The sequence below is a fragment of the Sphingomonas sp. P3_C5 genome (assembly GCF_056402635.1).
In genome coordinates this window covers 58,582-82,892 of record NZ_JBFUHA010000003.1, presented here as the reverse complement: position 1 = coordinate 82,892, position 24,311 = coordinate 58,582, and the positions used below count along the sequence as shown (strand labels likewise).

Sequence of the window (24,311 nt, the reverse complement as noted above, 5' to 3'; positions counted from 1 at the left end):
TCAGTGCACGCAACTTCAGCCTTGGGCTCGGCCTGCCTTGACTGAACGATCCTGAGGCGCCCGTGAACCCTTACAATGGCAAATCCCACTGTATGCCTTCAAAGAGACCCGCGACGTCCCTCAAGCCGTTCATGCATGCGCGCCGCGGGACCCGCTCGGTCGGACTCGTCTTCAGTAAACCAAACGGCACCCATGCGATGCCTCCGCGGCAGGCGCTTCACACGCACGATCTCCTCGAAATGGACCCGCGCCGCGCTGAGATCGGGAGACTTGCTCCACGGGAATTTCCGCTTCGGCCGCTCGAAGGAGGGGTCCCTGCGGAGCAGCGCCAGCGCCTTGAGTTCGGCCTGCCTCGCATTGAGCGCCTGCACCCATCGCGTCGTGTAGAAGCCATAAGGTCCGGCTGTCCCCGTCGGTCCGACCGGAAAGCCGGTTCCACGAATGAAGCATTTCCAGGCAGGCATTGGAGCGCAGTAAGCCAGCCCCGGCTTTCCATCAACAACCCCAGCTTCACGCAACAAAACACCGCAGCGGGTTGATCCAGCGCAAGAAAGGGCTAGAGCCCCAGCATGGCTTCCCGTCCGCTGACTCTCTACGAAAAGATCTGGGCGTCGCACGTTGTCGAACGGCGCGATGATGGCACCTGCCTGATCTATATCGATCGCCACCTCGTCCATGAGGTGACCAGCCCCCAGGCCTTTGCCGGCCTGCGCGCCGCCGGGCGCACGGTGCGGCGGCCCGATCTGACGCTTGCGGTGCCCGATCATAATCTTCCCACCACCGCGCGGGTCGATGCGGCCGGGCACCGGCTGCCGATCGCCGATCCGGAAAGTGCGGCGCAGCTCGATGCGCTGCAGCGCAACTGCGCCGAATTCGGCATCGACTATATCGATGCGATCGCGGCCGCGCAGGGCATCGTCCATGTCGTCGGACCGGAACAGGGCTTCACTCTGCCCGGAACCACGCTTGTCTGCGGCGACAGCCATACCTCGGCGCATGGTGCACTCGGCGCGCTCGCTTTCGGGATCGGCACCAGCGAGGTCGAGCATGTCCTCGCGACGCAGACGCTGTTGCTGACTCAGTCGAAGACGATGGAGATCCGCGTCGACGGCACGCTCGGCTTCGGCGTCAGCCCCAAGGACGTGATCCTCGCAATCATCGGCAAGATCGGCGCCGCGGGCGGCACCGGCTATGTCATCGAGTATACCGGCGAGATCATGCGCGCGATGTCGATCGAGGGGCGGCTGACGGTCGCCAACATGTCGATCGAGGGCGGCGCCCGCGCGGGGCTGGTCGCGCCCGACGAGACCACTTTCGCCTATCTCAAGGGCCGGCCGATGGCCCCCAAGGGTGAGGATTGGGACAAGGCCGTGGCGTGGTGGAAGACACTGCCGAGCGACGCCGCCGCGACCTATGACCGCAGCGTCCGGCTCGATGCGACCGATATCGCGCCCTCGCTGACCTGGGGCACCAGCCCCGAGGATGTCGTCGCGATCACCGGGCACGTGCCGGATCCCGAAAGTTTTGCCGATCCCGCCAAGCGCGAGGCGGCGCGCAAGTCGCTTGCCTATATGGGCCTGACGCCCGGCACCGCGATGCAGGACGTGCCTGTCGAGCATGTCTTTATCGGCAGCTGCACCAATTCACGGATCGAGGATCTGCGCGCGGCCGCCTCGGTCGCGAACGGCCGCCATGTCGCTGACGGCGTGCGGGCTCTGGTCGTGCCGGGCTCCGGCCTGGTCAAGCGCCAGGCCGAGGCCGAGGGGCTCGACCGCATCTTCGTCGACGCCGGATTCGAGTGGCGCGAGCCCGGCTGTTCGATGTGCCTTGCGATGAATCCGGATAAAGTGCCGCCCGGTGAACGATGTGCTTCCACTTCGAATCGGAATTTCGTAGGACGGCAGGGACCGGGGGCACGGACGCATCTGGTATCGCCCGCAATGGCCGCAGCTGCGGCAGTGACAGGGCGGTTGAGTGACGTCCGAGACCTTATGGGGAGGAAGCCGGCATGAAGCGCGCATTGGTCCTGTTGATTCTCGGCACCGTGATCAGCGGCATCGCAGCCTATGCCGCGAGCGCCCGCCCCGCGCCCGAAGCCCTCGCCTCGGAAAACCAAACCCCAGAGACTAAAACGGCGCGATAATGGAGCCGGTCAGCCAGGTTTCGGGCCGCGCCTATCCATGGGGCGCGAAGAATATCGATACCGACGTCATCATCCCAGCGCATTGGCTGAAGACCATCACCCGCGAAGGGCTCGGCAAGGGCGCCTTCGAGACGGTGCGCGCGCAGGCCGGCAATATCTTCGACGATCCACGTTATGCCGGCGCGCCTGTCCTGATCGCGGGCGATAATTTCGGCTGCGGCTCGAGCCGCGAGCATGCCGCCTGGGCGCTTGCCGATATGGGCATCAAGGCAGTGATCGCACCGAGCTTTTCCGATATCTTCTCTGGGAACGCCTTCAAGAACGGCATCGTCGCCGTCGTCCTGCCGCAAGAGGCGATCGACCGGCTAGTCGAGGTCGCGAAGACCGACACCGTCACCGTCGATCTCGAGACGATGACCGTCACTACCGCTTTCCAGGATCGGTTCGTCTTCGAAATGGACAGCTTCCGCCGCCAATGCCTGATGCAGGGGCTGGACGAAATCGGCCTGACGCTGGCAAGGGATACCGCGATTTCGAATTATGAGGACGGTGTCACTGCGCACCGGCCATGGATGAGTGGAGACAGGGCAAATGCGGGCACTCTTGTCGAAAGCACCGGGCGGGCCTGAAACGCTCGTTATCGACGAGTTGCCTGATCCCGTTGCCGGCCCCGGCCAGGTGGTGGTCGCGGTCAAGGCCTGCTCGATCAACTATCCGGACGTCCTGATCATCGAGGACAAATATCAGTTCAAGCCGCCGCGTCCGTTCGCGCCCGGCAGCGAAATCTCCGGCGTGATCGAAAGCGTCGGTGAGGGCGTGACCGGCTGGGCGCCGGGTGACCGGGTGATCTCCACCACTGGCTCTGGCGGTCTGGTCGAGAAGATCGCGCTGCCGGCGGCGAGCCTCTATCGCCTGCCCCCGGGCCGCAGCTTTGCCGAGGGCGCCGCGCTGCTGCTCACCTATGGCACGACCATCCATGCGCTGCTCGATCGCGGCCATCTCGTCGAGGGCAACAGCCTGCTGGTGCTGGGCGCGGCCGGCGGCGTCGGCCTCGCTGCGGTCGAGCTCGGCAAGGCCTTTGGCGCTCGCGTGGTCGCCGCCGTCTCCTCCGACGAGAAGGCGGCCGTGGCGAAAGAGGCGGGCGCCGACGAGACGATCGTCTATCCGCGCGCGCCGTTCGACAAGGACCAGTCCAAGGCGCTCGCCGACGAATTCAAGGCTGCGCTCGGCCCCAATGGCGCCGACGTGATCTATGATCCGGTCGGCGGTGACTATGCCGAGCCGGCGCTGCGCTCGATCGGCTGGGAGGGCCGCTATCTGGTGGTCGGCTTCCCCGCCGGCATCCCCAGGCTTCCGCTCAACCTGACCCTGCTCAAGAGCTGCGACGTCTGCGGCGTGTTCTGGGGCGCCTTTGCCGCGCGCGAGCCCAAGGCGAACCAGTCGAACATCGAGCGCCTCTTCCGCCTGTGGAAGGACGGCCAGATCGCCCCGCGCGTGACCGAGACCTTCGCGTTCGAAGATGGCGGCAAGGCAATCGCCAAGATGGCCGCGCGCGGCGCGATCGGGAAGCTGGTGGTGACGGTGGCGGAATAGCTTAATCCTCCCCGGAACGGGAAATCCTCCCCGGAACGGGGAGGGGGACCATCCGAAGGATGGTGGAGGAGCTTGGAGCGCGGCACGGTCGCCGCGCTCCAAGCCCCTCCACCATTCGCTGAAGAAGCGAATGGTCCCCCTCCCCGAGCAAGCTCGGGGAGGAACTAAGGGGCGTTGCCTATCGGCCTTCCCCACCCTATCTCGCATCTGACAATCGCACGCCCAAAGGGAAGAAGAGCATGACCACTTTCGACGATCGCGAACGGGCGTTCGAGACGAAATATGCACGTGACGAAGAGATGGCGTTCCGCGTCACCGCGCGGCGCAACCGCTTGCTCGGCCATTGGGCCGCGAGCCTGATGAAGCTGACCAAGGAAGAGGCCGATGCCTATGCTTCGGCGGTGGTGCAGGCCGAGTTCGAGGAAGCCGGCGACGAGGACGTGATCCGCAAGCTGGTCAGCGATCTGACCGCGGCGGGCGCTGAAGTCGATGAGGGCGCCGTGCGCCGGGCGATCGAGGAACAGACGATCGAGGCGCGCCGCCAGCTGATGCAGTCGGAATAGACCATGGCAATGGCAGCCGAAGAGATCGAGGCGCTGATCACCACGGGCATTCCGGATGCGCGGGTGGAGATCACTGACCTTGCCGGCGACGGCGATCATTATGCGGCGCGGGTCGTCGCCGAGAGTTTCCGGGGCATGCCCCGCATCAAGCAGCACCAGGCGGTCTATGCCGCGCTGGGCGGGCGGATGGGCGGCGTGCTCCATGCATTGCAGCTCACCACCGCGACACCCGAGTGATTTTATTTTGCGCATTTTCCGAGGGAAAATGCTTTGGGAGTGAAGACAGTGACTGACGACGCACAGGCCCGCATCGCCGACATGGTCGCGAAGAGCGACGTCCTGCTGTTCATGAAGGGCAGCCCGCTTTTCCCGCAATGCGGCTTCTCCAGCCGTGCAGTGGCGATCCTCAACCATCTCGGCGTTGAATTCGACAGCGTCGATGTGCTGCAGGATCAAGGCGTCCGTCAGGGCATCAAGGCATTCTCCGACTGGCCGACCATCCCCCAGCTTTATGTGAAGGGCGAGTTCGTCGGCGGCTCGGACATCATGATGGAAATGTACGAGAGCGGCGAGCTCGGTCAGCTGCTCGAGGAACAGGGCGTCGCCTCCGCCGGATAAGGCGGGGCACGTTACGACGCGCGCGCCGCGCGAGCGGTTCCTGACGGTATCGGATTGGGAAAAGCCGGGTAAGGCGGACCGATGCGAGATCGGGGGGAGCATCGGTCCGCCCTGCTGAAGCGTGAACCACGCTCGGCATGTCATGATAGTAGCAGGGTGCGTGCCAGTCCAGCGAAATCGCAGATTTCCGCGGGTTTCGATGGTAAATGACCGTTAACTCTCTCTACAAAGTGTAAGTTTTTTCGACATTCCGCCCGCGCTACCCAAGCGCGAACCGAGCGGGTAGAGACGGCGCCATGACGAAACCCCGTACCGGCGGCCGAATCCTGGTCGATCAACTCGTCGCGCAAGGCTGCGACCGCATCTTCACCGTACCCGGCGAAAGCTTCCTCGCCGTGCTCGACGCGCTCCATGACACGTCCCAGATCGATCTGGTGGTGTGCCGCCAGGAAGGTGGCGTCGGCTTCATGGCCTGTGCCGATGGTGCGCTGACTGGGCGACCCGGCGTCGCCTTCGTCACCCGCGGACCGGGCGCGACCAATGCCTCGATCGGCGTCCATGTCGCGATGCAGGATTCGCAGCCGATGATATTGTTCATCGGCGATGTCGATCGCGGCACGAAGGACCGCGAAGCGTTCCAGGAAATCGACTTCCCGGCGATGTTCGCGCCCATCGCCAAATGGGCGGCGAAGATCGACGATGCCGCGCGCATTCCGGAATATGTCGCGCGGGCATGGACTGTCGCGATGTCGGGCCGGCCGGGGCCAGTCGTGCTGGCGCTGCCCGAGGATATGCTGCTGGACGAGGTGGTCGCGGTCGACCGGCCAAGGGTCGGGCGCGCCGTCCAGGCCTGTGACCCGCTCGTCATGTGTGCGCTGGCCGATCTGCTCGGCGAGGCCGCCAATCCGGTCGCGATCATCGGCGGTGCCGGTTGGGATGCAGAAGCGACGCGCGATCTCCAGCTTTTCGCGGAGCGTAGCGGCTTGCCGGTCGTCGCCGCCTTCCGCCGCCAGGATGCGATCCCGAACAGCTCGCCCGCTTATGCCGGCAATCTCGGCTATGGCCCCAATCCGAAGCTCGTCCAGCGGGTGAAGGACGCCGACCTGCTGCTGGTGATCGGCCCGAGGCTCGGCGAGGCGACGACTGACGGCTATACGCTGGTGACGCCTGAGCATCCTGGACAGATTCTGGTTCATGTCCACCCTGATCCCAACGAACTGAACCGCACCTATCGCGCCGATCTCGCAATCTGTGCCGGGATGCGCGAATTCGCGGATGCGCTGCTCTCGATCGACATCCCGCCGCTCGACACCGCCGCCGCAGCGCGCGCTGAGTATGAGGCATGGTCCACCCCTGCTCCGCGCGACCTGAAGCTCGATCTCGGCCCCTGCGTCGCTGCGATGCGCGAGGCGCTCCCCGCCGACACGATCATCTGCAACGGCGCGGGCAATTATTCGGGCTGGTGGCATCGCTATTGGCGCTATGCCGGCCCGGGCTGCCAGCTCGCCCCGACAGCAGGCGCAATGGGCTATGGCGTGCCCGCCGCCACAGCCGCCGCGCTACGCCATCCGGATCGGACCGTCGTAGCGCTGGCGGGCGATGGCTGTTTCCTGATGAACGGCCAGGAACTGGCAACCGCGGTGGCGCACGACGCTGATATGCTCGTGCTGGTGATCGACAATGGCACTTACGGCACGATCCGCATGCACCAGGAACGCGAATATCCCGGCCGCCTGTCCGGCACGGGGCTACGCAACCCGGATTTCGCCGCGCTCGGCCGGGCTTATGGCTGCTGGGCCGAGACGGTCGAGACCACCGCCGATTTCGCCCCTGCCCTCACCCGCGCCATGGCGGAGAAAGGCGTGCGGCTGCTTCATCTAAAGACCGATATCGAGGCAATCACCCCGGGCACGACCATCTCGGCCATCCGCAAGCGCTGAGGCCGCAAAAAAAGCCGCCCCGGTTGCCCGGGGCGGCCCTTTTGGCTGCGTGACGGCAGCGTTAGATATCGTCGCCGAGCGCGCCCTTTACCTTGCCCATGAACTGCTGGCCCTTGCCCTTCAGTTCCTGGTTGGCGCCTTCATCGCGTGTGACCGGGTTGTCGCTCTGCTGCTTGCTCTTGCCAATCGCTTCGTTGACATTGCCTTTGATCTTGTCGGTAAGCTCACCCATGATGGTGCTCCTTGATCCAGTGGCGGCGCCGGGGGCCGGCGCACATAAGCCCTGGAGATAAAACACCTGACCACGACCGAGGTTCCGACCGCACCGATCATTCAGGGCGCACAAGTATCTGAAATACCGCGATCCCCGGCCAATTTCGCGCCGTGGCGCCGATCGATCAGGGCGCGACCTTCTTCAGGAACGCCAGCGCCGAGGCCCAGTTCGCCTCGGCGCCTTTGGGGTCCTTCGTGGCGATCAACGTGGAGGAGCCATGCACGCCCGTCGCCGGTACATATTGCTCGGCCCGCCCGCCGGACACCCGCGCGGCGATCGCCTTGGCCTTGGCGATTTCCGCAGGGTCGCTCGACGAGGTAATGTAAGCCGGCACGGCCAGCGTCGATGCGGCCCTGCCGACCATGTGGGGGTCAGGAAAATATTCGCCCGGCGAGAACGCCATTACCGCACTCACCTGGCCCGGGTACTGATTGGCGACATCGAAGACCAGCGAAGCGGAATAGCTGCTGCCCCACAGGATGATCGGCTTGCCGAACGGCCGCGCCCAGTTGACCGCGCCGATCATATCACTCTCCGCGTCGACCATTTCGGCCTTGTGCTTGACGTTCTTCATCGTCTCGTTGGTGCCGAACATCGAGCCGCCCGAACGCTGGTCGATCGCCATCGCGGTATAGCCGGCCGCGGCCAGGCGCGGCCCGATGGTGGCATATTCCTCCCGGCTCGAATCCGCCTGATGGAAGAGCAGGATGATCGCCTTGGGCTTCTCGGCAGCGTAGAGATCGCCACGAACATTGATGCGGTCCGCCGCGGTCGCCCAAATCGTGCTGGGCTTGGCCGGCGCCTCCGCCGGAGCGGTGTCGGCTGCCTCATTCCCGGGAGTACCAGCGTTACAGGCGGCAAGAGTGACGGCAGCAAGCAGCGCGACGCGTTTCATGGACAAGCCCCTCCAATATTTCGGCTATCCTATCGGCCTTGCACCGGCCCCGCCAGCGCTGCCGTCAGATCAACCCGGCAAGCGGGCTGGAAGGATCGGCATAGCGCCTCTTGCCCATCCGCCCCGCAAGATAGGCCATGCGGCCGCCCTCGACGCCTGCCTTCATCGCGGCCGCCATCAGGATCGGGTCCTTCGCCTCGGCGATCGCTGTGTTCATCAGCACGCCGTCGCAGCCGAGTTCCATCGCCATCGCCGCATCGGACGCGGTTCCGACGCCCGCGTCGACGATCACCGGCACGCTCGCACCTTCGACGATCAGCCGGATCGTCACCCGATTCTGGATGCCGAGGCCTGATCCGATCGGCGCGCCAAGTGGCATCACCGCGACCGCGCCGACATCCTCGAGCCGCTTCGCAGCGATCGGATCGTCGACGCAATAGACCATCGGCAGGAAACCCTCCTTGGCGAGGATCTCGGTGGCGCGCAGCGTCTCGACCATGTCCGGATAGAGCGTCTTGGCCTCGCCCAGCACCTCGAGCTTGACCAGATCCCAGCCACCAGCCTCGCGCGCCAGCCGCAAGGTGCGGATCGCGTCCTCGGCGTTGTAGCAACCGGCGGTGTTGGGCAGATAGGTGATCTTCTTGGGATCAATGAAATCCGTCAGCATCGGCGCATTGCGATCGGACACATTCACCCGCCGCACCGCGACCGTGACGATCTCGGCGCCCGCGGCCTCCACCGCCGCGGCGTTCTGCGCATAATCCTTGTATTTGCCGGTGCCGACGATGAGGCGCGAGCGGAAGGTGCGGCCCGCCACGGTCCAGCTGTCATCGCCGATCGCCCGTGCGTGATCGCCGCCGCCCACGAAATGGACGATCTCGAGCTCGTCGCCATCCTCGACCCGCACTTGCGCGAGAGTCGAGCGCGGCACCACCTCGAGGTTGCGCTCCACCGCGACCTTCTCGGGAACAAGACCCAGATCGGCGGCAAGTTGGGCGAGCGTCAGGCCGGCGTGGACGCGGCGATGCTCGCCATTGACGGTGATGGAGACTGTGTGGTCGGTATGCATGCGTGTCCCCTAGCCCTTCGCTTCGCGCGAAGTCGAGAAGGCTTTCGAGCGAAGCCGATAAAGCTGCCCTTCACCGCCTCACCCCTCACCGTCACGTCTCGACTTCGCGCGACACGAACGGGTAAGGAGCGCTCGGATATAGGCGCGGGATCAGCGCCCGCAACCAACGGGGAATATCATGGCCGCCACCGTCTTCGTCCTGAACGGCCCGAACATGAACCTGCTCGGCCTGCGCGAGCCGGAAATCTATGGCAGCGATACGCTCGACGATATCGCCGGCCAGCTCGAGGACCGCGCCCGTGACCTCGATCTGTCGATCGACATGCGGCAGTCGAATCACGAAGGCCATCTCGTCGACTGGCTCCACGAGGCGCAGGCAGTCGGCGCGAAGGCGGTGCTGCTCAACGCCGCCGCTTTTACCCACACCTCCTTCGCGCTCTACGACGCGGTCCGGGCGATCACGACTCCAGTGATCGAGGTCCATATGTCCAACCCGAACGCGCGCGAGGAATATCGGCGGCACAGCTTTGTCGGCATGGCTGCCAAGGGCACGATCAGCGGGTTCGGCGCGCTTTCCTACCTGCTTGCGCTTGAAGCCGCGGCCCGTCTCTGACAGGACGCGTCCCCAATAAGGGAGAACAAGGTCGCATGGCCGACGATAGCAATTCAGACGCAATGAGGATCGATGTCGAGCTGGTACGCCAGCTCGCCCAGATGCTCGACGAAACCCAGCTGACCGAGATCGAGGTCGAGGACGGCGGCAGGCGAATCCGCATCGCGCGCAAGGCTGCGGCGGCCGCCGCGCCTGTGCATTATGCGCCCGCGCCACCGCCTGCCCCGGCAGCCGCTACGGCAGCGCCTGAAGCCGCGGCTCCCGTCGCGAGCGCGAACTCAGTGAAATCGCCGATGGTCGGCACTGTCTATCTCGCGCCCGAGCCCGGCGCGCCGACCTTTGTCAGCGTCGGCAAGGCGGTCGCCGCCGGCGATACGCTGCTGATCGTCGAGGCGATGAAGGTGATGAACCCGATCCTCGCCCCAAGCGCGGGCACGGTGAAGGCGATCCTGGTCGAGAGCGGCCAGCCGGTCGAGTTCGACCAGCCTCTTGTGGTCGTCGAGTAAGCCATAATGGCTGAAATCAAGAAGCTCCTGATCGCCAATCGCGGCGAAATAGCGCTGCGCATCCATCGTGCATGCCATGAGATGGGCATCAAGACCGTCGCGGTGCACTCCACCGCCGACAGCGACGCGATGCATGTGCGGCTCGCCGACGAGGCGATCTGCATCGGCCCGCCGCCCGCCGGTGAGAGCTATCTCAACATCGCCAACATCATCTCCGCGGCCGAGATCAGCCATGCCGATGCGATCCATCCCGGCTACGGCTTCCTCAGCGAGAATGCCCGCTTCGCCGAGATCGTCGAGGCGCATGGCATCATCTTTGTCGGGCCGAAGCCCGAGCATATCCGCACGATGGGCGACAAGGTCGAGGCGAAGCGCACCGCCGGCGCGCTCGGCCTGCCGCTCGTCCCCGGCTCGGACGGCGCGATCAGCGATCTCGGCGAGGCGAAGGCAATCGCCGAGGCGATCGGCTATCCGGTGATCATCAAGGCCGCCTCGGGCGGCGGCGGACGCGGCATGAAGGTGTGCACGTCCGAGGATCAGCTCGAGACGCTGATGATGCAGGCCGGCAACGAGGCCAAGGCGGCGTTCGGCGACGCGACCGTCTATATGGAAAAATATCTCGGCAACCCGAGGCATATCGAATTCCAGGTGTTCGGCGACGGCAATGGCAATGCGATCCATCTCGGCGAGCGCGACTGCTCGCTGCAGCGCCGCCACCAGAAAGTGCTCGAGGAAGCGCCCTCCCCCGTGCTCGGCAACGAGGATCGCGAGCGGATGGGCGGGATCGTCGCCAAGGCGATGGCCGATATGGGCTATCGCGGCGCGGGGACGATCGAGTTCCTGTGGGAAGACGGCGAATTCTACTTCATCGAGATGAATACGCGGCTCCAGGTCGAACATCCCGTCACCGAGATGATCACCGGCCTCGATCTCGTCCGCGAGCAGATCCGCATCGCTGAAGGCCATCCGCTGACCTTGCGCCAGCAGGACGTCGTGTTCCGCGGCCATGCGATCGAATGTCGGATCAACGCCGAGGACCCGCGCACCTTCGCGCCCTCGCCCGGGCTGGTGAAGCAATATCACGCGCCGGGCGGCATGAATGTGCGGGTCGATAGCGGCCTGTATGGCGGCTACCGCGTGCCCCCCTATTACGACTCGATGATCGCCAAGCTGATCGTCTACGGCACCACCCGCCAGGGCGCGATCCGCCGCCTCCGACGCGCACTCGAGGAGTTCGTGATCGAGGGGATGAAGACGACCATCCCGCTCCACCAGGCACTGATCGAGAACCCCGATTTCCAGGCAGGGAACTACACGATCAAATGGCTCGAGGAATGGCTGGCTGATCAGGAGGCGTAAGCTTCTCAAGCCCAAGCCACCTCGCATCTTCTAATCCCCCTCCCGCTTGCGGGAGGGGCTAGGGGTGGGCGCCCGGCTTCAGCGAGTGCACCGCTTGCGGAAAGCGCGAGCCCACCCAGTGGCGGTAGCAATCGGGTCGAAATGCCCCCCGGGCATTTCTCAATCATGCCGGGGGCATGATTGACCMGATTGCTACCGCCACTCCCTCCCGCCAGCGGGAGGGGAGCAGAAGAGCCAGCCTCCCCGCTTTCACGCGCATGACAAAAAGCTAGGATGAAAGCGCGCGAGCGGGCATCATCGGCCCGAAGGGGACAACGGATGAGCCTGGCTGCAGACGTGAAACTGCTCTCCAGTTCGCAACGCAGCGCGATCTGGGCGAGCTATCTCGGCTGGACGCTCGACGCGTTCGATTTCTTCCTGCTGGTCTTCCTGCAATCGGCGATCGCCAAGGAATTCGGGACTGACATCAAGTCAGTCTCGGAAGCCTTGTTCATCACCCTCGCCGCGCGGCCGTTTGGAGCCTTCTTCTTCGGCATGCTAGCCGATCGGTTCGGGCGGCGGCCGATCCTGATGATCGTCATCCTGCTCTTCTCAGGCTTTTCGGTCCTGTCTGGTTTCGCGCAGAGCCTCACCGCGCTGCTGCTGATCCGCGGCCTGTTCGGCTTCGCGATGGGTGGCGAATGGGGTGTCGGCGCGAGCCTGGTGATGGAGACGATCCCGCCCCGGCTGCGCGGGCCTGTCTCGGGGCTGCTCCAGAGCGGCTATCCGTCAGGCTTTTTCCTCGCCAGCCTCGCCTATTTCCTGTTCTTCGATCATATCGGCTGGCGCGGCATGTTCATGATCGGGGTGGTGCCGGCGCTGCTGGTTTTCCTCATCCGCATGCACGTGCATGAGAGCCCGGTCTTCGAAATTCGTCGCAAGCGTGCGCCGATCAATGCCTTTCGCGAGCTCGCGCGCCACTGGAAGATCGCGTTGTACGTCGTCGTGCTGATGACCGCGTTCAACTTCTTCAGCCACGGCACCCAGGATCTCTATCCTACCTTCCTGCAGAAGCAGCACCATTTCGATACGCACACGACGGGGCTGCTCGCGATCGTCATGAACCTGGGCGCGATCGTCGGCGGGCTCTCCTTCGGTATCTGGTCGGAACGGATCGGCCGAAAAAAGGCGATCATGGTAGCGGCGCTGCTGGCATTGCCGGTCATCCCGCTCTGGGCCTTCAGCACCACGCCGCTCCTGCTCGGCCTGGGCGCCTTCCTGATCCAGGTTTCGGTGCAGGGCGCCTGGGGAATCGTGCCGGTCCATCTCAACGAATTGTCGCCAGCGCTGGTGCGGGGGATGTTCCCCGGTTTCGCCTATCAGCTCGGCAATCTCATCGCCTCGCGCAACGGACCAATCCAGGCCGGGTTCGCCGAGGCGCATGGCGACAATTACGGCCTCGCGCTGGCGCTGGTCGCGGGGATCACCGCGGTGGTGCTGGTGGTGTGGACGTCGTTCGGCCCCGAACGCCGGCACGTCGATTTCGTCGAGGAAGCGAAGGCGGCGTAATGTTGGAAGAAAGCATCCCGAAATGCGGCCGGCACCAGGCGACGCATGGGCGAACCCTGATGTTTCGGATAGGATTGGCGATGACGAAATGGCTCTCGGCCTCAACGATTGCTGTCGCGATCGGCTGCGCCGTTTCCGTTCCCGCCTTCGCTCGACAACAGGCTTCGGATAGCCAACAATCGGCCGCAGACATATGGATCCTCCCGGGTGGATCGGACCCGAAGCGCTGCAACCTGAAAGTTGCAAAGAAAGTGAACCTAGCCACCTTCGCGGCAGAATCCGCGCAATGGAAAGGCAAATGCGTTGCGGTCCAGGGCTATTGGAACGGGGCGATGCTCTTTGCCGACAATACGCATCGGCCAGGCATAGCCATCTACACCAACAAGAGACTGAGCAGGATGGTACCGCGAGTGCCACGCCTCTATGTCGCCGTCGGCATCGCAGACCTCTGCTCGGACCTGCCCCGCGATGTCATGGTGATGGGTTACTGCCATGTCTCGGACGGACCCTATATCGCTGTGGCGCAGATGCTGTTGCGCTAAGCCCCGGCTTCCCTGTTTCGCGGGATGCCGATGGAGTAAGGTGCGGCGCGGAGAGGGGCGACATAACGCCGGGTAGAAATAGGGCCCATGTCGCGCTCAATTAGATGCGAAGTTTACCGGGACGGCCGCTGGATAGTTGCCGCGTCGGTCAGGTCACGAATTGGCGCAGGAGCTGAGATTGCAGGACGTTAGCGACACATTCGATCTGGTTCTCTCCTACCCGCAGTGGCAGGGATCGGGACGTTCCGAGAATTTGCGAAGGGGCGCGGAAGCCGCGGCCGAAATCTGCGGCCGATTCGGGCCGCTGGCCCATGTTCCGCTTGTCGGTGAGGGCGAAGCGAGCGGCGGCATCAATCGGTGGACGGCGATCCTCGAACAATTCGGTTCGGCGCAGGCGATTCTGAACGAAAAGCGACCCAGGCGTGTCCTGACGGCGGGCGGTGACTGCGCCTGCGACATTGCCGTTATCGACTATCTGCACGGCCAATATCCCGACCTTACCGTCATCTGGGTCGATGCCCATCTGGACGCCAACACAGCGGCGACCTCGCCCAGCGGCAGTTTTCACGGGATGCCGGTGGCCGCCCTCATGGGCTCGGCACCGGCGGATATGTCGGCCCTGCTGGGAACGCCGTTGTCGCCGTCGCAATTCTATTATGTCTCGGCCCATGTCGGCGATGAAGGCGATTGGGCGTTTCAGCGCGACAATGGCCTGAAATGGCTCGCGCCCGATCAACCTGTTTCCGGCCCAGTTCACATCCATTTCGATCTGGATTCGCTCGACCCCGCGGCGTTTCCGCATCTTGCATATCTGGACGGCAACCTGCCGCTTGCGGACGGTCTATCCGTGGTTCGCAAAGTCGCTGGTTCGGCCACGCTTGTCGGCTTGACGATTACCGAGTTTGCGCCGGCCGATCAGGCCGGAGCCGAAGCGGGCTGCGACTTTATCCTTCAACTCTGCGAAGCGGCTGCGGCGCGCTGAATATCCGCCCCACTTCGCTGTTTCGCGTCACGACAATGCGGCAAGATACCACCCGGGAGGGGATCGCCATGTTCATCGGTCACTATGGCCCCGCGCTGCTGGCCGCCACATCGCGAAAGTCGCCGCGCCTCGGCACGCTCTTCATCGCCGCGCAGCTGGTCGATCTCGCCTTTTTCTCGTTCCTGCTGATCGGCGTCGAACATATGCGGCTTGTGCCGGGCATCACCGCGATGAACCCGATGGACCTGTACGATATGCCCTGGACGCACAGCCTGGTCGGCACGCTCGCCTGGTCCGGGGGTTTCGCGCTGCTGATCTGGTTATGGCGACGCAGCATGGTCACCGCGGCGATCGGCGGCGCGGTAGTTATCTCCCACTGGCTGATCGACCTGCTGGTCCACCGCCCCGATCTTACCATCGCCGGCAACCCGCCGCCGCTCGGCCTCGGCCTGTGGAATCATCCCGTGATCGAGATACCGCTTGAGCTGCTCTTCGCCTTTGGCGGGCTCGCCATCTTCATCAGCCGGACGCGCGCGACACGTCCCCGCGCATGGCTTCCGATAACACTGCTCGCCGGAATGATGGTCGTGGCACAGGCGATCAACTGGCTGACCGCCCAGCCCGACAGCGTGATCGATCCGCCGCCGTCGTCGCTCGCAATCATGGGACTAGCCGCTTATGGGGTGCTCGCGGCGCTCGCCTGGTGGGTGAGCCGGACACGCGAGGGAAAGGCGTGAAGGCACCGAAACCACTCCAAGGAATTGCCAGCATGAAATCCAAAACAGCGGCAATCCTGCTCCCGCTCCTGGTCATCGCATCGTATCAGACGGCATATGGGGCGCCGCATATTTCGAGCGCGCGACGGCATCATGCAAGCGCGCCCGCGTCCCGCCATGCGGCGAATTCTCGCTATCACTGGAGTAACGTCGCAATCGTGGGTGGCGGCTACGTGCCAGCGATCCTGTTCCATCCGACCCGGAAAGGTTTGATGTTCGCGCGCACCGACATCGGAGGCGCCTATCGACGCGACCTGACGACGAAAGCCTGGGTGCCAATCATGGACGGCATCAGTTCGTCGCCGAACTGGTGGTACGCCAGTCCAGAAGCGATCGGCGTAGATCCGAGCGACCCAAAACGGATTTATCTCGCGGTGGGATATTATGCCTCCCCGCTTACCGGAAGCATCGAGTGGAATGGCAACGGCGCCATGCTGGTGTCGTCCGATAGCGGCCAAAGCTACACGACTATTCCCTTGCCCTTCAAGAACGGCTCAAACGACAATGGTCGCGGCGGCGGCGAGCGTATTGCGGTGGACCCTCATCGTACCTCGAACGTCTATTTCGGAACGCGAAACGCCGGCGTCTATCTGTCGACTGACCAGGGCGCGAGTTGGAACGCGATGACGGGATTTCCGGCATCGGCGACAATGAAGAATTCCAGCCGATCCAGCGACGCTGGTGTGGTGACGATGACCCCATATGCTGCGGGCGGTTCGACTGCAGCGGTCTATGCCGGTGTTTCGGCGACCGGCTCTGGCGCGGACGTCATGGGATTATACGTGACAGCCCAACCCGGCAAAATCGACGCGACGTGGAACCCTGTTGACGGGCAACCGACTGGAATGCTCGTCCAGCACGTGGCCGTCGGGCCAAATAACAAGCTGTATATCAACTATACCGATCACGAGGGTCCGGTGGGGATCGGTGACAGCCAGCTTTGGGAGTTTACGCCGGATGCCAGCTACCGATCGGGTCGATGGCGGCAAATCACCTTGCCCGGCGGGCCGATCGGCGGCTTGGCGCTATCGCAAAGCAAAAATGGGCTGATGCTGGTCTCGACGGTAGACCGCTATGACCCTTCGGACTCGCGCTGGCTGTCCGGCGACTACGGCAATAGCTGGCACGAAGTCGGCGGCAGCGGCGCATCCTATGACAGCAGCGTATCGCCGTTCATCAAAAATGGCTCGCAGAACTGGGAAAGCGGGATTGCGATCGATCCGTTCGACGCGGCACACGCCATCTACGGAACTGGCGGGACAGTCTATGAAACCCACAATCTGACCGACGGCTTGAACTCCGGCACCGTAAACTGGTCGACCAGGGGCGCACTGGGGATCGAGGAAACTTCGGTTGTGAGCATGGTGGCGCCCCCGTCGGGCAAAACCTTGCTCGTGGCCGGCCTGGGCGACTGGGGCGGATTTGCATTCACCGATTTGAAGAATTCGCCCGCGCAAGGAAACTTCGAGTCGCTTGCCCCGGCTTTGCCCTCGGGCCTGGACTTCGTTCAGAGCAAGCCAACCACGATCGTGGCGGCGATCGCGCCAGGCTGGAAAGCCTATAACGGCCCGAAAGCCCAGATCTCGACTGACGGCGGCATGACCTGGAAGGGCTTCGGCGGCGCTGTCACGACAAAAGGCAGCGGAACGATCGCGGCTTCAGTGGATGGAAGGTCGTTCCTTTGGGCACCAGGCGACACTGGCGTTCAATATGGCGTGGATGGAAGCTGGTCTTCTTCGTCCGGGATTCCAGGACAGGCACAGATTGCCAGTGATCGCGTTGCGGCCGGTGTCTTTTACGGCTTCAGCAAGGGCACATTCTATACCAGCATCAATGGCGGACAGACGTTTTCGATAGTCCAGTCCGGTCTTCCCGCGGACGGCAGGCTGTATACCCGGCCAGGAACCAGGGGCGACGTCTGGCTCGCATCGCCAAGCGGGGGCATTTACCACGCCGCACCTGGCGCCAACCCCATTCGTCTGATCAAATCGGGCAGCGTAAACGATGCGGAACTGCTCGCCTTTGGCGCCCCTTTGCCCGGCTCGAAGACACCGACCATCTTCCTTTGGGGTAAGGTCAATAGCGGCCCTCTCGGATTGTTACGGTCGACCGACAATGCTGCGACCTTCGCCCGCATCAATGATGATCAGCACCAATGGGCCGTTGGCCCGCGCGTGATCGTTGGCGACATGCGCAAATTTGGTGTCGTATACATCGGCACAAATGGCCGGGGCATCATCACGGGAACGCCCTAGCCTGCCATTTTATCGATGAGCGATGCGCAGCACCTGCAGCCCGGATTCGGCTGCGAACCCGATGATGTGGGCAGCTGGATTTCGGGAGTACTGCCTTGCTGCGCTCTTGGCAGAGCCGGCTGCGCTGGTATCGTGATGGCGACGCTTGCCTGGTGGCAGGCCGAACTCAGGAACTGAACGCATGAAGGCAAGTATCTGGCACAATCCGCGCTGCTCGAAATCGCGCGAGACGCTGGCGATCTTGCAGGGCACGCCGGGTGTCGAGGTCGAGGTGATCGAATATCTCAAAAACCCACCGACGCGCGCGAAGCTGGCGGCCCTGTACGAGCGCGCTGGGATGGCGCCGCGCCAGGGCCTGCGCATGGCCGAAGATGCCGCGCGGACGCTCAAATATGCGGATGGCGACACCATCCTCGACGCAATGATCGCCGACCCGATCCTGATCGAGCGCCCGCTGGTCGAGACCGAAAAGGGCGTGCGGCTAGGCCGGCCGCCGGAGAAGGTGCGGGAGATTCTCTAGACCGCAGCCCGCGCTGCGCACTGATGGCACGGGTCGCAAGCTGCATCGTTGCTAACGCGCCGGATCGTCCCAACCTGGACATTCGGCGCTGAACCAACATGTTAGCAAATCGGCAACCGGGTGCATTTATGCCCATGCACATGAACGTGCGCGAAGTGATCCAGTCCGTCCGGGATGACTATGTCGAGCAATTTGAGTCCATGGTTGCTCACCAGCGTGCCAAACGATCCGACGTTCATGTCGAGCGCCGGATCGAGCGGCCCGACAGCGAGCTGTTCGGCAAGCTCTACGTCCCCGACATCAGCTTCGGCGACCCGATGACGGAATGGCTGGACATGCAGCCTCGCGAGCGCGCCGGTCAGCTACCCGGCTTCTCCCTCAACACCCCGAACCTTGTCGTAGAGTTCGAGGACTTGTGGTGGGACGATTTTCGCCTGGACCATGACGGGCAGTTCACGGGGAAGCTGGTCAGCTGGTGGTTCAATCGGTGGATGCCCCCGGCTGGCCCGGCAACGCCGCGCGAGGAAGGGGTGAGCGGCGTGATCCACAGCGCGACGGTCGATGAGAAGTGGATCAGCGTCGACCTGGGCACCGCACCAGTCGACGCGCTGTTCAACATCCTGTCCGTCGCGCAGAATTGCGGAGCCAGGACGGCGCGTGTGACCAGCAGTCGCAAGAGGGCGTGAGACGTCATCGCTATTCTCGACGCAATGATCGCCGACCCGATCCTGATCGAGCGCCCGCTGGTCGAGACTGAGGAGGGTGTGCGGCTGGCCGACCGCCGGACGAGGAGCGGGAGATTCTCTAGGCGGTAGGCGCAGAAGCGGGAGGTCGGGAAGTGGGTGGCAAGCGGCAGTAGCCGAAGCGGCGCGCGAGTTAGCTCGCTCGTGCGCTCGTGACCTTTCGGTGCAGGTCGCATTGGAATGCTCGCAGATCTTCGGCTCGAACGCCAAAATACTTTTCATGGCTCTTCGCGAGCAACGAGAAATCATCTGTGTGCGGAACCACTTCACCCCTGCCGAAAGTGATCGCGTGATAGTGCCTGGAGAGATTCTTGTAGCGGCCCGCCCAAAGCTCGGCGCGCGTGTCGTAATCAAGGCCCCCTTCCCTCATTAGAAAGTGGTCGAGGTGATACATCGCGATCTCATTGTCGCACACAAGTGCCAAGAGCACCTGATAATCCCTGATCGTCCACCGCCCAACAAAATGGAGATTTACAAGCAGGAAATTGGCAATCGTTGATCCAGGCAACCTACCATATAGTCGCCCCAAAATCTCGATCGCGCTCTCCGTCGCCTCCAGATCTTCCATAATCGCGCGATATCTCGCATATTCGCGAGAGCGCGCAACGTCGGTGATACGGCTCGTGAAATGGTCCGTTAGTTCCTCGAAGCCGCTCATCTGCTCGCATCGCCCGCCAACTGACTTATACGCTTAAACCTTTGTCATTTCACCGCAAGGTCCGCGAGCGGGACGCTCGCCCCATCCTGATTACGGGCTCACGACCTAGATCGGACTAAGCATCGTCCGCTGCTCAATCCAGCCGCGGAGCGCCGCGCGATCCGACACCTCGATGCTACCGTAGCGCCGTTTGATCAGCCCTTCCCGCTCGAGCGTACTCAGCGCCGTGCCGATCGCCACCCGCGACACGCCGAGGATCGCCGCCAGCTCCTCATGCGTGGCGTCAGCATGGGCTTCGCCCTGTTGGGCGCCGGCCATGGTCAGCAGCAGCTTGGCGAGCTGGACCTTGAGCGGCAGGCGGCGAAGATCGTCGGCGAATTCGAGTAGCACGTGCAGGCGGCGCGCCATCATCGCCATGATCGCGCGGTCGAGCGCCGGGTGCGCCGCCGCGATGCGCTCATAGGCGGCCGGGCTGACCTGATCGATCACCGTCGCGCCCATCGCGACTGCATCATGGGTGCGCGGCAGATCGCCGAACAGAGTCATCTCGCCGAAGCAATGGCCGGGGCCGAGCACCGAGGTGACGACGAACGAGCCATCCACTCCCGGATTGCCGATCTGGACCGCACCCTGATGAATGATCGACAGACCCGGCCGTGCGTCGCCGCGCGCCTGGACCAGCGCCTTGTCGGGGTAGCTGATCGGCGTCCCGGCGGCGCGCAGGATGGCGAACAGCTCGGGCGACAGGAGCGAGGCCAGGCTGGGTGCGCCGAGAAGGAAGAGTCGAGCCATGGCGGCTCAAGTGGAGGCGCTCGGGGATCGGGCAATGTACCAGTCGGTGATGGCGGCTTCGCCGGCAGCGGTGATCGAAAACACGTAAAAGCCGCTCCGCCAGGTGTCAGGGGCCGCATAATTTTCCGGTTCGGCGACAATCGAGATGGCCTCATCGCGCGGAAGGGGAGGGACTGCCCCCACCTCGGCCCAACCCTGGACGCGCAACAAATCCAACAGGCCCTTTTCGACAAGGCCCTTGGCGAAGATGGCGCGCTCCGCGACGGGGGTATCAGGCTCCATCCACGCGACCTCCCACAGACCGCGCCAATCTTCGAGGCAATCCTCCAGAAAGCCAATGTCTGCGTCTATCAGCACGATATTCTTCCGGTTAAAGCCGTAGCAGAATTGTAAAGAACTTGTCATTCTTAGCCGCGCAAATCCGCTATCGCAATGCTCAGGCAGCCGATCGAGCGCGGCCGGGAGGGTGCGATGAAGGTCGAACTGATCGCGATTGTCGCCATCTATGCCGGCTTCGCGCTGGCCGAAGCGATTTCGACCGGTTTCTTCCGCAAGGGCGGCGCCACGCGGCAGGATGCGGTGGTCGAGATATTCGGCTCGGCGATCCTGCTCGTCGTCACCCAGCCGCTCGTGCTGGCGGGCGGCATCTTCCTTGCCCGGCTCGCAGCGCCGGAAGCCGCCGGTGCGCTCGCCGACTGGCCTATCCTCGCCCAGCTCGCGCTGCTGCTGCTCGGCGAGGACATGATGCAATATTGGTGGCACCGGCTCTCGCACACTGTGCCGTGGCTCTACAAACTCCACCGGCCGCACCATGAGGCCGAATATATGTCAGTGCGGATCGTCTACCGGAACAACATCTTCTATTATCTGCTAATGCCTTCGCTGTGGCTCTCGGGGGTGCTCGTCTATCTCGGGCTCGGCTGGCTCTATGCCGGCTATGTCGTGGTCAAGATGACGGTGATTATAGCCGCCCATTCCGATCGCCGCTGGGATGCGCCGCTGTACCGGGTGAAATGGCTCTCGCCTTTGATGTGGCTGGTCGAGCGGACCATCTCCACGCCGACGACCCATGCGGCGCATCATGGCAAGCATGCGAGTGACGGGGTGACGAACTACAAGGGCAATTTCGGCAATCTGCTATTCTTCTGGGATGTGCTGTTCGGCACCGCCAAGATCAGCCGCCGCTATCCCGAAAAGATCGGCGTCGAGAACCTCCCACCGACCACCGCTGCCGAGCAATTATTGTGGCCGCTGGTCCACGCGCCGAAGCCCGAGGCCGTGAAGGCGGTCGCGACGCAGTAGAGCGCGGCGTCCGATTCAACCGCATCGCCGGATCGGCCATAAGATGCGCACGGGACGTCTCAGAAGCCCGAGCCGCTCTTTCTAATCGTCCGGATTCTGAATGCTGCGCGCGGCGCCGCGGATGGCGGCTGCGCGGCGCAATTTCCCTGTTATTCCCTGTTAATTCCCTGTTCCGTGTTGGAAAGGCTGATGACATATTCTATAAGTTATTGTAAGATAGAGGAATTTTTGCAAATCAGCCGCGAATGACGCCAAGAAAAAAGAAAAAATTCCCTGTTCCGGCGAATTAACAGGGAATTTGTCGCCGCCATGACGAGCGGGCCCGCGGTCAGCGGTTGTGGGGAGTGCGTTTGGACCCTAAAGCCCGCGGGCATGAGCCAGATCACCCCCGAGATCGTCGCCCAGCACGGGCTTTCCCCGGAAGAATATGAGCGCGTACTGCACGCCATGGGCCGCGAGCCCAATCTCACCGAACTCGGCATCTTCTCGGTGATGTGGTCGGAGCATTGCAGCTACAAAAGCTCGCGCATCCATTTGAAGAAGCTGCCGACCACCGGCCCGCAAGTGATCTGCGGCCCCGGCGAGAATGCGGGCGTAATCGACATCGGTGACGGCCAGGCCGCAATCTTCAAGATGGAGAGCCACAACCACCCATCTTACATCGAGCCCTATCAAGGTGCTGCGACTGGTGTCGGCGGCATCCTGCGCGATGTTTTCACCATGGGTGCGCGCCCCGTCGCCAATCTGAACGCGCTTCGCTTCGGCCGGCCCGATCATCCCAAGATGCGCCATCTGATCGCCGGCGTGGTCCATGGTATTGGCGGCTATGGCAATTGCGTGGGCGTGCCGACGGTCGGCGGCGAAGTGAATTTCCACAAGGCCTATGACGGCAACATACTGGTCAACGCGATGACCGTAGGCGTCGCAGAGACCAACAAGATCTTCTATTCGGCCGCGTCGGGCATCGGCAATCCAATCGTCTATGTCGGCTCCAAGACCGGCCGTGACGGCATCCACGGCGCGACCATGGCCTCGGCAGATTTCTCCGAGGACTCGGAGGAGAAGCGCCCCACCGTCCAGGTCGGCGACCCCTTTACCGAGAAGCTGTTGATCGAAGCGTGCCTCGAACTCATGGCGTCGGACGCGATCGTCGCGATCCAGGACATGGGCGCGGCTGGCCTCACCTCATCGAGCGTCGAGATGGCGTCCAAGGGCGGCGTCGGCATCGAGCTGGTGATGGACGCGGTGCCGCAGCGCGAAACCGGCATGACGCCCTATGAGATGATGCTCTCCGAAAGCCAGGAGCGCATGCTGATGGTGCTGAAGCCGGGCCGCGAGGCTTTTGCCGAAGCCATCTTCCACAAATGGGAGCTTGATTTCGCGGTCATCGGCCATGTCACCGATACCGGGCATATGGTGTTGAAATGGCAGGGCGAAATCGTCGCCGACATTCCGCTCGGCCCGCTCGCCGATGACGCGCCGGCCTATGATCGCCCCTGGGTGAAGACGCCGCCGCCGGCTCCTTTGGCCAATGTGCCCGAGGCGACCGATATCGCCGCCGACCTGCTCACGCTGATGGCCTGCCCCGACATCGCCAGCCGCCGCTGGATTTGGGAGCAATATGACCACATGGTCGGCGCCGACACCGTCCAGCGCCCCGGTGGCGATGCCGCTGTCGTCCGCGTCCATGGCACGAACAAGGGCCTGGCAATCACGACCGACTGCACGCCTCGCTATTGCTTTGCCGACCCCTATGAAGGCGGCAAGCAGGCGATCGCCGAGGCCTATCGCAACCTGAGCGCAGTCGGCGCGACGCCGCTCGCCACGACCGATTGCATGAACTTCGGCAACCCGCAGCGGCCCGAGATCATGGGCCAGTTCGTCGGCTGTATCGAGGGCATGGCCGAGGCCTGCGCTGCGCTCGACTTCCCGATCGTGAGCGGCAACGTCTCGCTCTACAACGAGACCAAGAATGACGACGGCACCGGCAGCGCGATCCTGCCGACCCCGGCGATCGGCGGCGTCGGCTTGCTCGCCGACTGGTCGAAATCGGCGACGATCGCCTTCAAGGGAACCGGGGACGTCATCGTCCTGATCGGCACCCGTTCGGGCCATCTCGGCCAGTCGCTCTGGCTGCGCGAAGTCCATGGCCGCGAGGAAGGCCCACCGCCGCCGGTCGATCTGGCGGCCGAGAAGCTCGCCGGCGAATTCGTCCGCGCCGGCATTGCCTCGGGCGCACTCACTGCGGTGCATGACGTGTCCGATGGCGGTATCGCGGTCACCATCGCCGAGATGGCGCTGGCCGGGAATATCGGCGCCATGCTGCACGCCCCCCTCCCCTGCGGCATCGCCTGCTCCTTGTTCGGCGAGGACCAGGGCCTGTATGTCGCGACCGTTGCCGATCATGCCCTGCTCGATACGCTGGCCGGCGCCGGCGCAATCGGACTCGAGGTCGAGCGCATCGGCCGCACCATTGCCGGCCGGCTGATCTTCGAGCTCCCCGACGACGATCATGTCGTGACCCTCGAAGCGCTGCGCTCTGCGCATGAGGGCTTCTTCCCGACGCTGATGGGCGACACGATCGTCTGAACGGGGTCCGCCCTTGACGAAAGGCTGAAGG

General features: G+C 63.7%; 27 protein-coding genes and 1 pseudogene. 21 read left to right on the top strand and 7 right to left on the bottom strand.

What is annotated here, in order from left to right; genetic code table 11:
* Positions 1-98: 98 nt before the first annotated feature.
* On the bottom strand, positions 99-464 hold the full coding sequence (locus AC1DVS_RS09230; protein WP_478022279.1) for a hypothetical protein: 366 nt from the start codon (positions 462-464) through the stop codon (positions 99-101).
* A 105-nt stretch (positions 465-569) separates the two neighbouring features.
* On the opposite strand from AC1DVS_RS09230, the gene leuC reads away from it, so the two are divergent.
* The 8 genes from leuC to AC1DVS_RS09190 all read left to right on the top strand — a co-directional run bounded on the left by leuC (position 570) and on the right by AC1DVS_RS09190 (position 6,857).
* Positions 570-2,012, top strand: coding sequence for a 3-isopropylmalate dehydratase large subunit (gene leuC / locus AC1DVS_RS09225; RefSeq protein WP_478022277.1), 1,443 nt, complete (start codon positions 570-572; stop codon positions 2,010-2,012).
* Positions 2,009-2,143: a hypothetical protein gene (locus tag AC1DVS_RS09220; protein ID WP_478022276.1), complete on the top strand. Its 135-nt coding sequence runs from the start codon at positions 2,009-2,011 to the stop codon at positions 2,141-2,143. The genes leuC and AC1DVS_RS09220 overlap by 4 nt, the downstream gene beginning before the upstream one ends.
* Positions 2,143-2,772 carry a 3-isopropylmalate dehydratase small subunit gene (gene leuD, locus AC1DVS_RS09215; RefSeq protein ID WP_478022274.1) on the top strand — a complete coding sequence of 210 codons (630 nt, stop codon included), beginning with the start codon at positions 2,143-2,145 and terminating at the stop codon, positions 2,770-2,772. Before AC1DVS_RS09220 ends, leuD begins: the two co-directional genes overlap by 1 nt.
* Complete coding sequence (locus tag AC1DVS_RS09210) at positions 2,735-3,736, top strand: NADPH:quinone oxidoreductase family protein (protein ID WP_478022272.1); 1,002 nt, start codon at positions 2,735-2,737, stop codon at positions 3,734-3,736. Before leuD ends, AC1DVS_RS09210 begins: the two co-directional genes overlap by 38 nt.
* Positions 3,737-3,975: 239 nt before the next feature.
* Positions 3,976-4,299 (top strand): DUF1476 domain-containing protein, encoded by a 324-nt coding sequence (locus tag AC1DVS_RS09205; RefSeq protein ID WP_478022271.1) that lies wholly within the window; start codon positions 3,976-3,978, stop codon positions 4,297-4,299.
* 3 nt (positions 4,300-4,302) lie between these two features.
* The gene (locus AC1DVS_RS09200; protein ID WP_478022270.1) at positions 4,303-4,536 is read left to right on the top strand and encodes a BolA family protein; all 234 of its coding nucleotides are present in this window, start codon (positions 4,303-4,305) and stop codon (positions 4,534-4,536) included.
* A 48-nt stretch (positions 4,537-4,584) separates the two neighbouring features.
* On the top strand, positions 4,585-4,917 hold the full coding sequence (gene grxD / locus AC1DVS_RS09195) for a Grx4 family monothiol glutaredoxin (protein WP_478022268.1): 333 nt from the start codon (positions 4,585-4,587) through the stop codon (positions 4,915-4,917).
* A 296-nt stretch (positions 4,918-5,213) separates the two neighbouring features.
* Positions 5,214-6,857 (top strand): thiamine pyrophosphate-binding protein, encoded by a 1,644-nt coding sequence (locus AC1DVS_RS09190; RefSeq protein WP_478022266.1) that lies wholly within the window; start codon positions 5,214-5,216, stop codon positions 6,855-6,857.
* Positions 6,858-6,918: 61 nt separating this feature from the next.
* Here AC1DVS_RS09190 and AC1DVS_RS09185 read toward each other — a convergent pair whose 3' ends face one another.
* The 3 genes from AC1DVS_RS09185 to thiS all read right to left on the bottom strand — a co-directional run bounded on the left by AC1DVS_RS09185 (position 6,919) and on the right by thiS (position 9,095).
* Positions 6,919-7,089 carry a CsbD family protein gene (locus tag AC1DVS_RS09185; RefSeq protein WP_478022265.1) on the bottom strand — a complete coding sequence of 57 codons (171 nt, stop codon included), beginning with the start codon at positions 7,087-7,089 and terminating at the stop codon, positions 6,919-6,921.
* 166 nt (positions 7,090-7,255) lie between these two features.
* Complete coding sequence (locus AC1DVS_RS09180) at positions 7,256-8,026, bottom strand: alpha/beta hydrolase (protein ID WP_478022263.1); 771 nt, start codon at positions 8,024-8,026, stop codon at positions 7,256-7,258.
* A 64-nt stretch (positions 8,027-8,090) separates the two neighbouring features.
* The gene (gene thiS / locus AC1DVS_RS09175) at positions 8,091-9,095 is read right to left on the bottom strand and encodes a sulfur carrier protein ThiS (RefSeq protein WP_478022261.1); all 1,005 of its coding nucleotides are present in this window, start codon (positions 9,093-9,095) and stop codon (positions 8,091-8,093) included.
* A gap of 178 nt (positions 9,096-9,273) precedes the next feature.
* Here thiS and aroQ point away from each other — a divergent pair, with 178 nt between their 5' ends.
* The 11 genes and pseudogenes from aroQ to AC1DVS_RS09120 form a co-directional block, all read left to right on the top strand.
* Complete coding sequence (gene aroQ, locus AC1DVS_RS09170; RefSeq protein ID WP_478022259.1) at positions 9,274-9,708, top strand: type II 3-dehydroquinate dehydratase; 435 nt, start codon at positions 9,274-9,276, stop codon at positions 9,706-9,708.
* 35 nt (positions 9,709-9,743) lie between these two features.
* Positions 9,744-10,214, top strand: coding sequence for an acetyl-CoA carboxylase biotin carboxyl carrier protein (gene accB / locus AC1DVS_RS09165; protein ID WP_478022257.1), 471 nt, complete (start codon positions 9,744-9,746; stop codon positions 10,212-10,214).
* Positions 10,215-10,220: 6 nt separating this feature from the next.
* Complete coding sequence (gene accC, locus AC1DVS_RS09160) at positions 10,221-11,573, top strand: acetyl-CoA carboxylase biotin carboxylase subunit (RefSeq protein WP_478022255.1); 1,353 nt, start codon at positions 10,221-10,223, stop codon at positions 11,571-11,573.
* A 318-nt stretch (positions 11,574-11,891) separates the two neighbouring features.
* Positions 11,892-13,121, top strand: a complete 1,230-nt coding sequence (locus AC1DVS_RS09155; RefSeq protein ID WP_478022253.1) for an MFS transporter — start codon at positions 11,892-11,894, stop codon at positions 13,119-13,121.
* Positions 13,122-13,372: 251 nt separating this feature from the next.
* The gene (locus AC1DVS_RS09150) at positions 13,373-13,663 is read left to right on the top strand and encodes a hypothetical protein (RefSeq protein ID WP_478022251.1); all 291 of its coding nucleotides are present in this window, start codon (positions 13,373-13,375) and stop codon (positions 13,661-13,663) included.
* A 178-nt stretch (positions 13,664-13,841) separates the two neighbouring features.
* Entirely contained in the window at positions 13,842-14,645 is an 804-nt protein-coding gene (locus AC1DVS_RS09145) for an arginase family protein (RefSeq protein ID WP_478022249.1), read from the top strand.
* A 68-nt stretch (positions 14,646-14,713) separates the two neighbouring features.
* Positions 14,714-15,382, top strand: a complete 669-nt coding sequence (locus AC1DVS_RS09140; protein WP_478022247.1) for a hypothetical protein — start codon at positions 14,714-14,716, stop codon at positions 15,380-15,382.
* A gap of 32 nt (positions 15,383-15,414) precedes the next feature.
* Entirely contained in the window at positions 15,415-17,676 is a 2,262-nt protein-coding gene (locus AC1DVS_RS09135; protein ID WP_478022245.1) for a beta propeller repeat protein, read from the top strand.
* Between the two features lie 181 nt (positions 17,677-17,857).
* On the top strand, positions 17,858-18,196 hold the full coding sequence (gene arsC / locus AC1DVS_RS09130; RefSeq protein WP_478022243.1) for an arsenate reductase (glutaredoxin): 339 nt from the start codon (positions 17,858-17,860) through the stop codon (positions 18,194-18,196).
* A 140-nt stretch (positions 18,197-18,336) separates the two neighbouring features.
* Positions 18,337-18,882, top strand: a complete 546-nt coding sequence (locus AC1DVS_RS09125) for a hypothetical protein (protein WP_478022241.1) — start codon at positions 18,337-18,339, stop codon at positions 18,880-18,882.
* Positions 18,883-19,004, top strand: a pseudogene (locus tag AC1DVS_RS09120) (arsenate reductase family protein); the annotation flags it as partial.
* A gap of 68 nt (positions 19,005-19,072) precedes the next feature.
* Here the strand turns inward: AC1DVS_RS09120 and AC1DVS_RS09115 are convergent.
* From AC1DVS_RS09115 to AC1DVS_RS09105, 3 genes are all read right to left on the bottom strand, one after another.
* Positions 19,073-19,597 carry a hypothetical protein gene (locus AC1DVS_RS09115; RefSeq protein WP_478022239.1) on the bottom strand — a complete coding sequence of 175 codons (525 nt, stop codon included), beginning with the start codon at positions 19,595-19,597 and terminating at the stop codon, positions 19,073-19,075.
* Between the two features lie 105 nt (positions 19,598-19,702).
* On the bottom strand, positions 19,703-20,389 hold the full coding sequence (locus tag AC1DVS_RS09110; protein WP_478022237.1) for a Crp/Fnr family transcriptional regulator: 687 nt from the start codon (positions 20,387-20,389) through the stop codon (positions 19,703-19,705).
* Positions 20,390-20,395: 6 nt separating this feature from the next.
* The gene (locus tag AC1DVS_RS09105; protein ID WP_478022235.1) at positions 20,396-20,746 is read right to left on the bottom strand and encodes a hypothetical protein; all 351 of its coding nucleotides are present in this window, start codon (positions 20,744-20,746) and stop codon (positions 20,396-20,398) included.
* A 75-nt stretch (positions 20,747-20,821) separates the two neighbouring features.
* Between AC1DVS_RS09105 and AC1DVS_RS09100 the strand changes: the two genes are divergently transcribed.
* Positions 20,822-21,691, top strand: coding sequence for a sterol desaturase family protein (locus AC1DVS_RS09100; RefSeq protein WP_478022233.1), 870 nt, complete (start codon positions 20,822-20,824; stop codon positions 21,689-21,691).
* A gap of 372 nt (positions 21,692-22,063) precedes the next feature.
* Complete coding sequence (gene purL / locus AC1DVS_RS09095; protein WP_478022232.1) at positions 22,064-24,280, top strand: phosphoribosylformylglycinamidine synthase subunit PurL; 2,217 nt, start codon at positions 22,064-22,066, stop codon at positions 24,278-24,280.
* Positions 24,281-24,311: the final 31 nt, after the last annotated feature.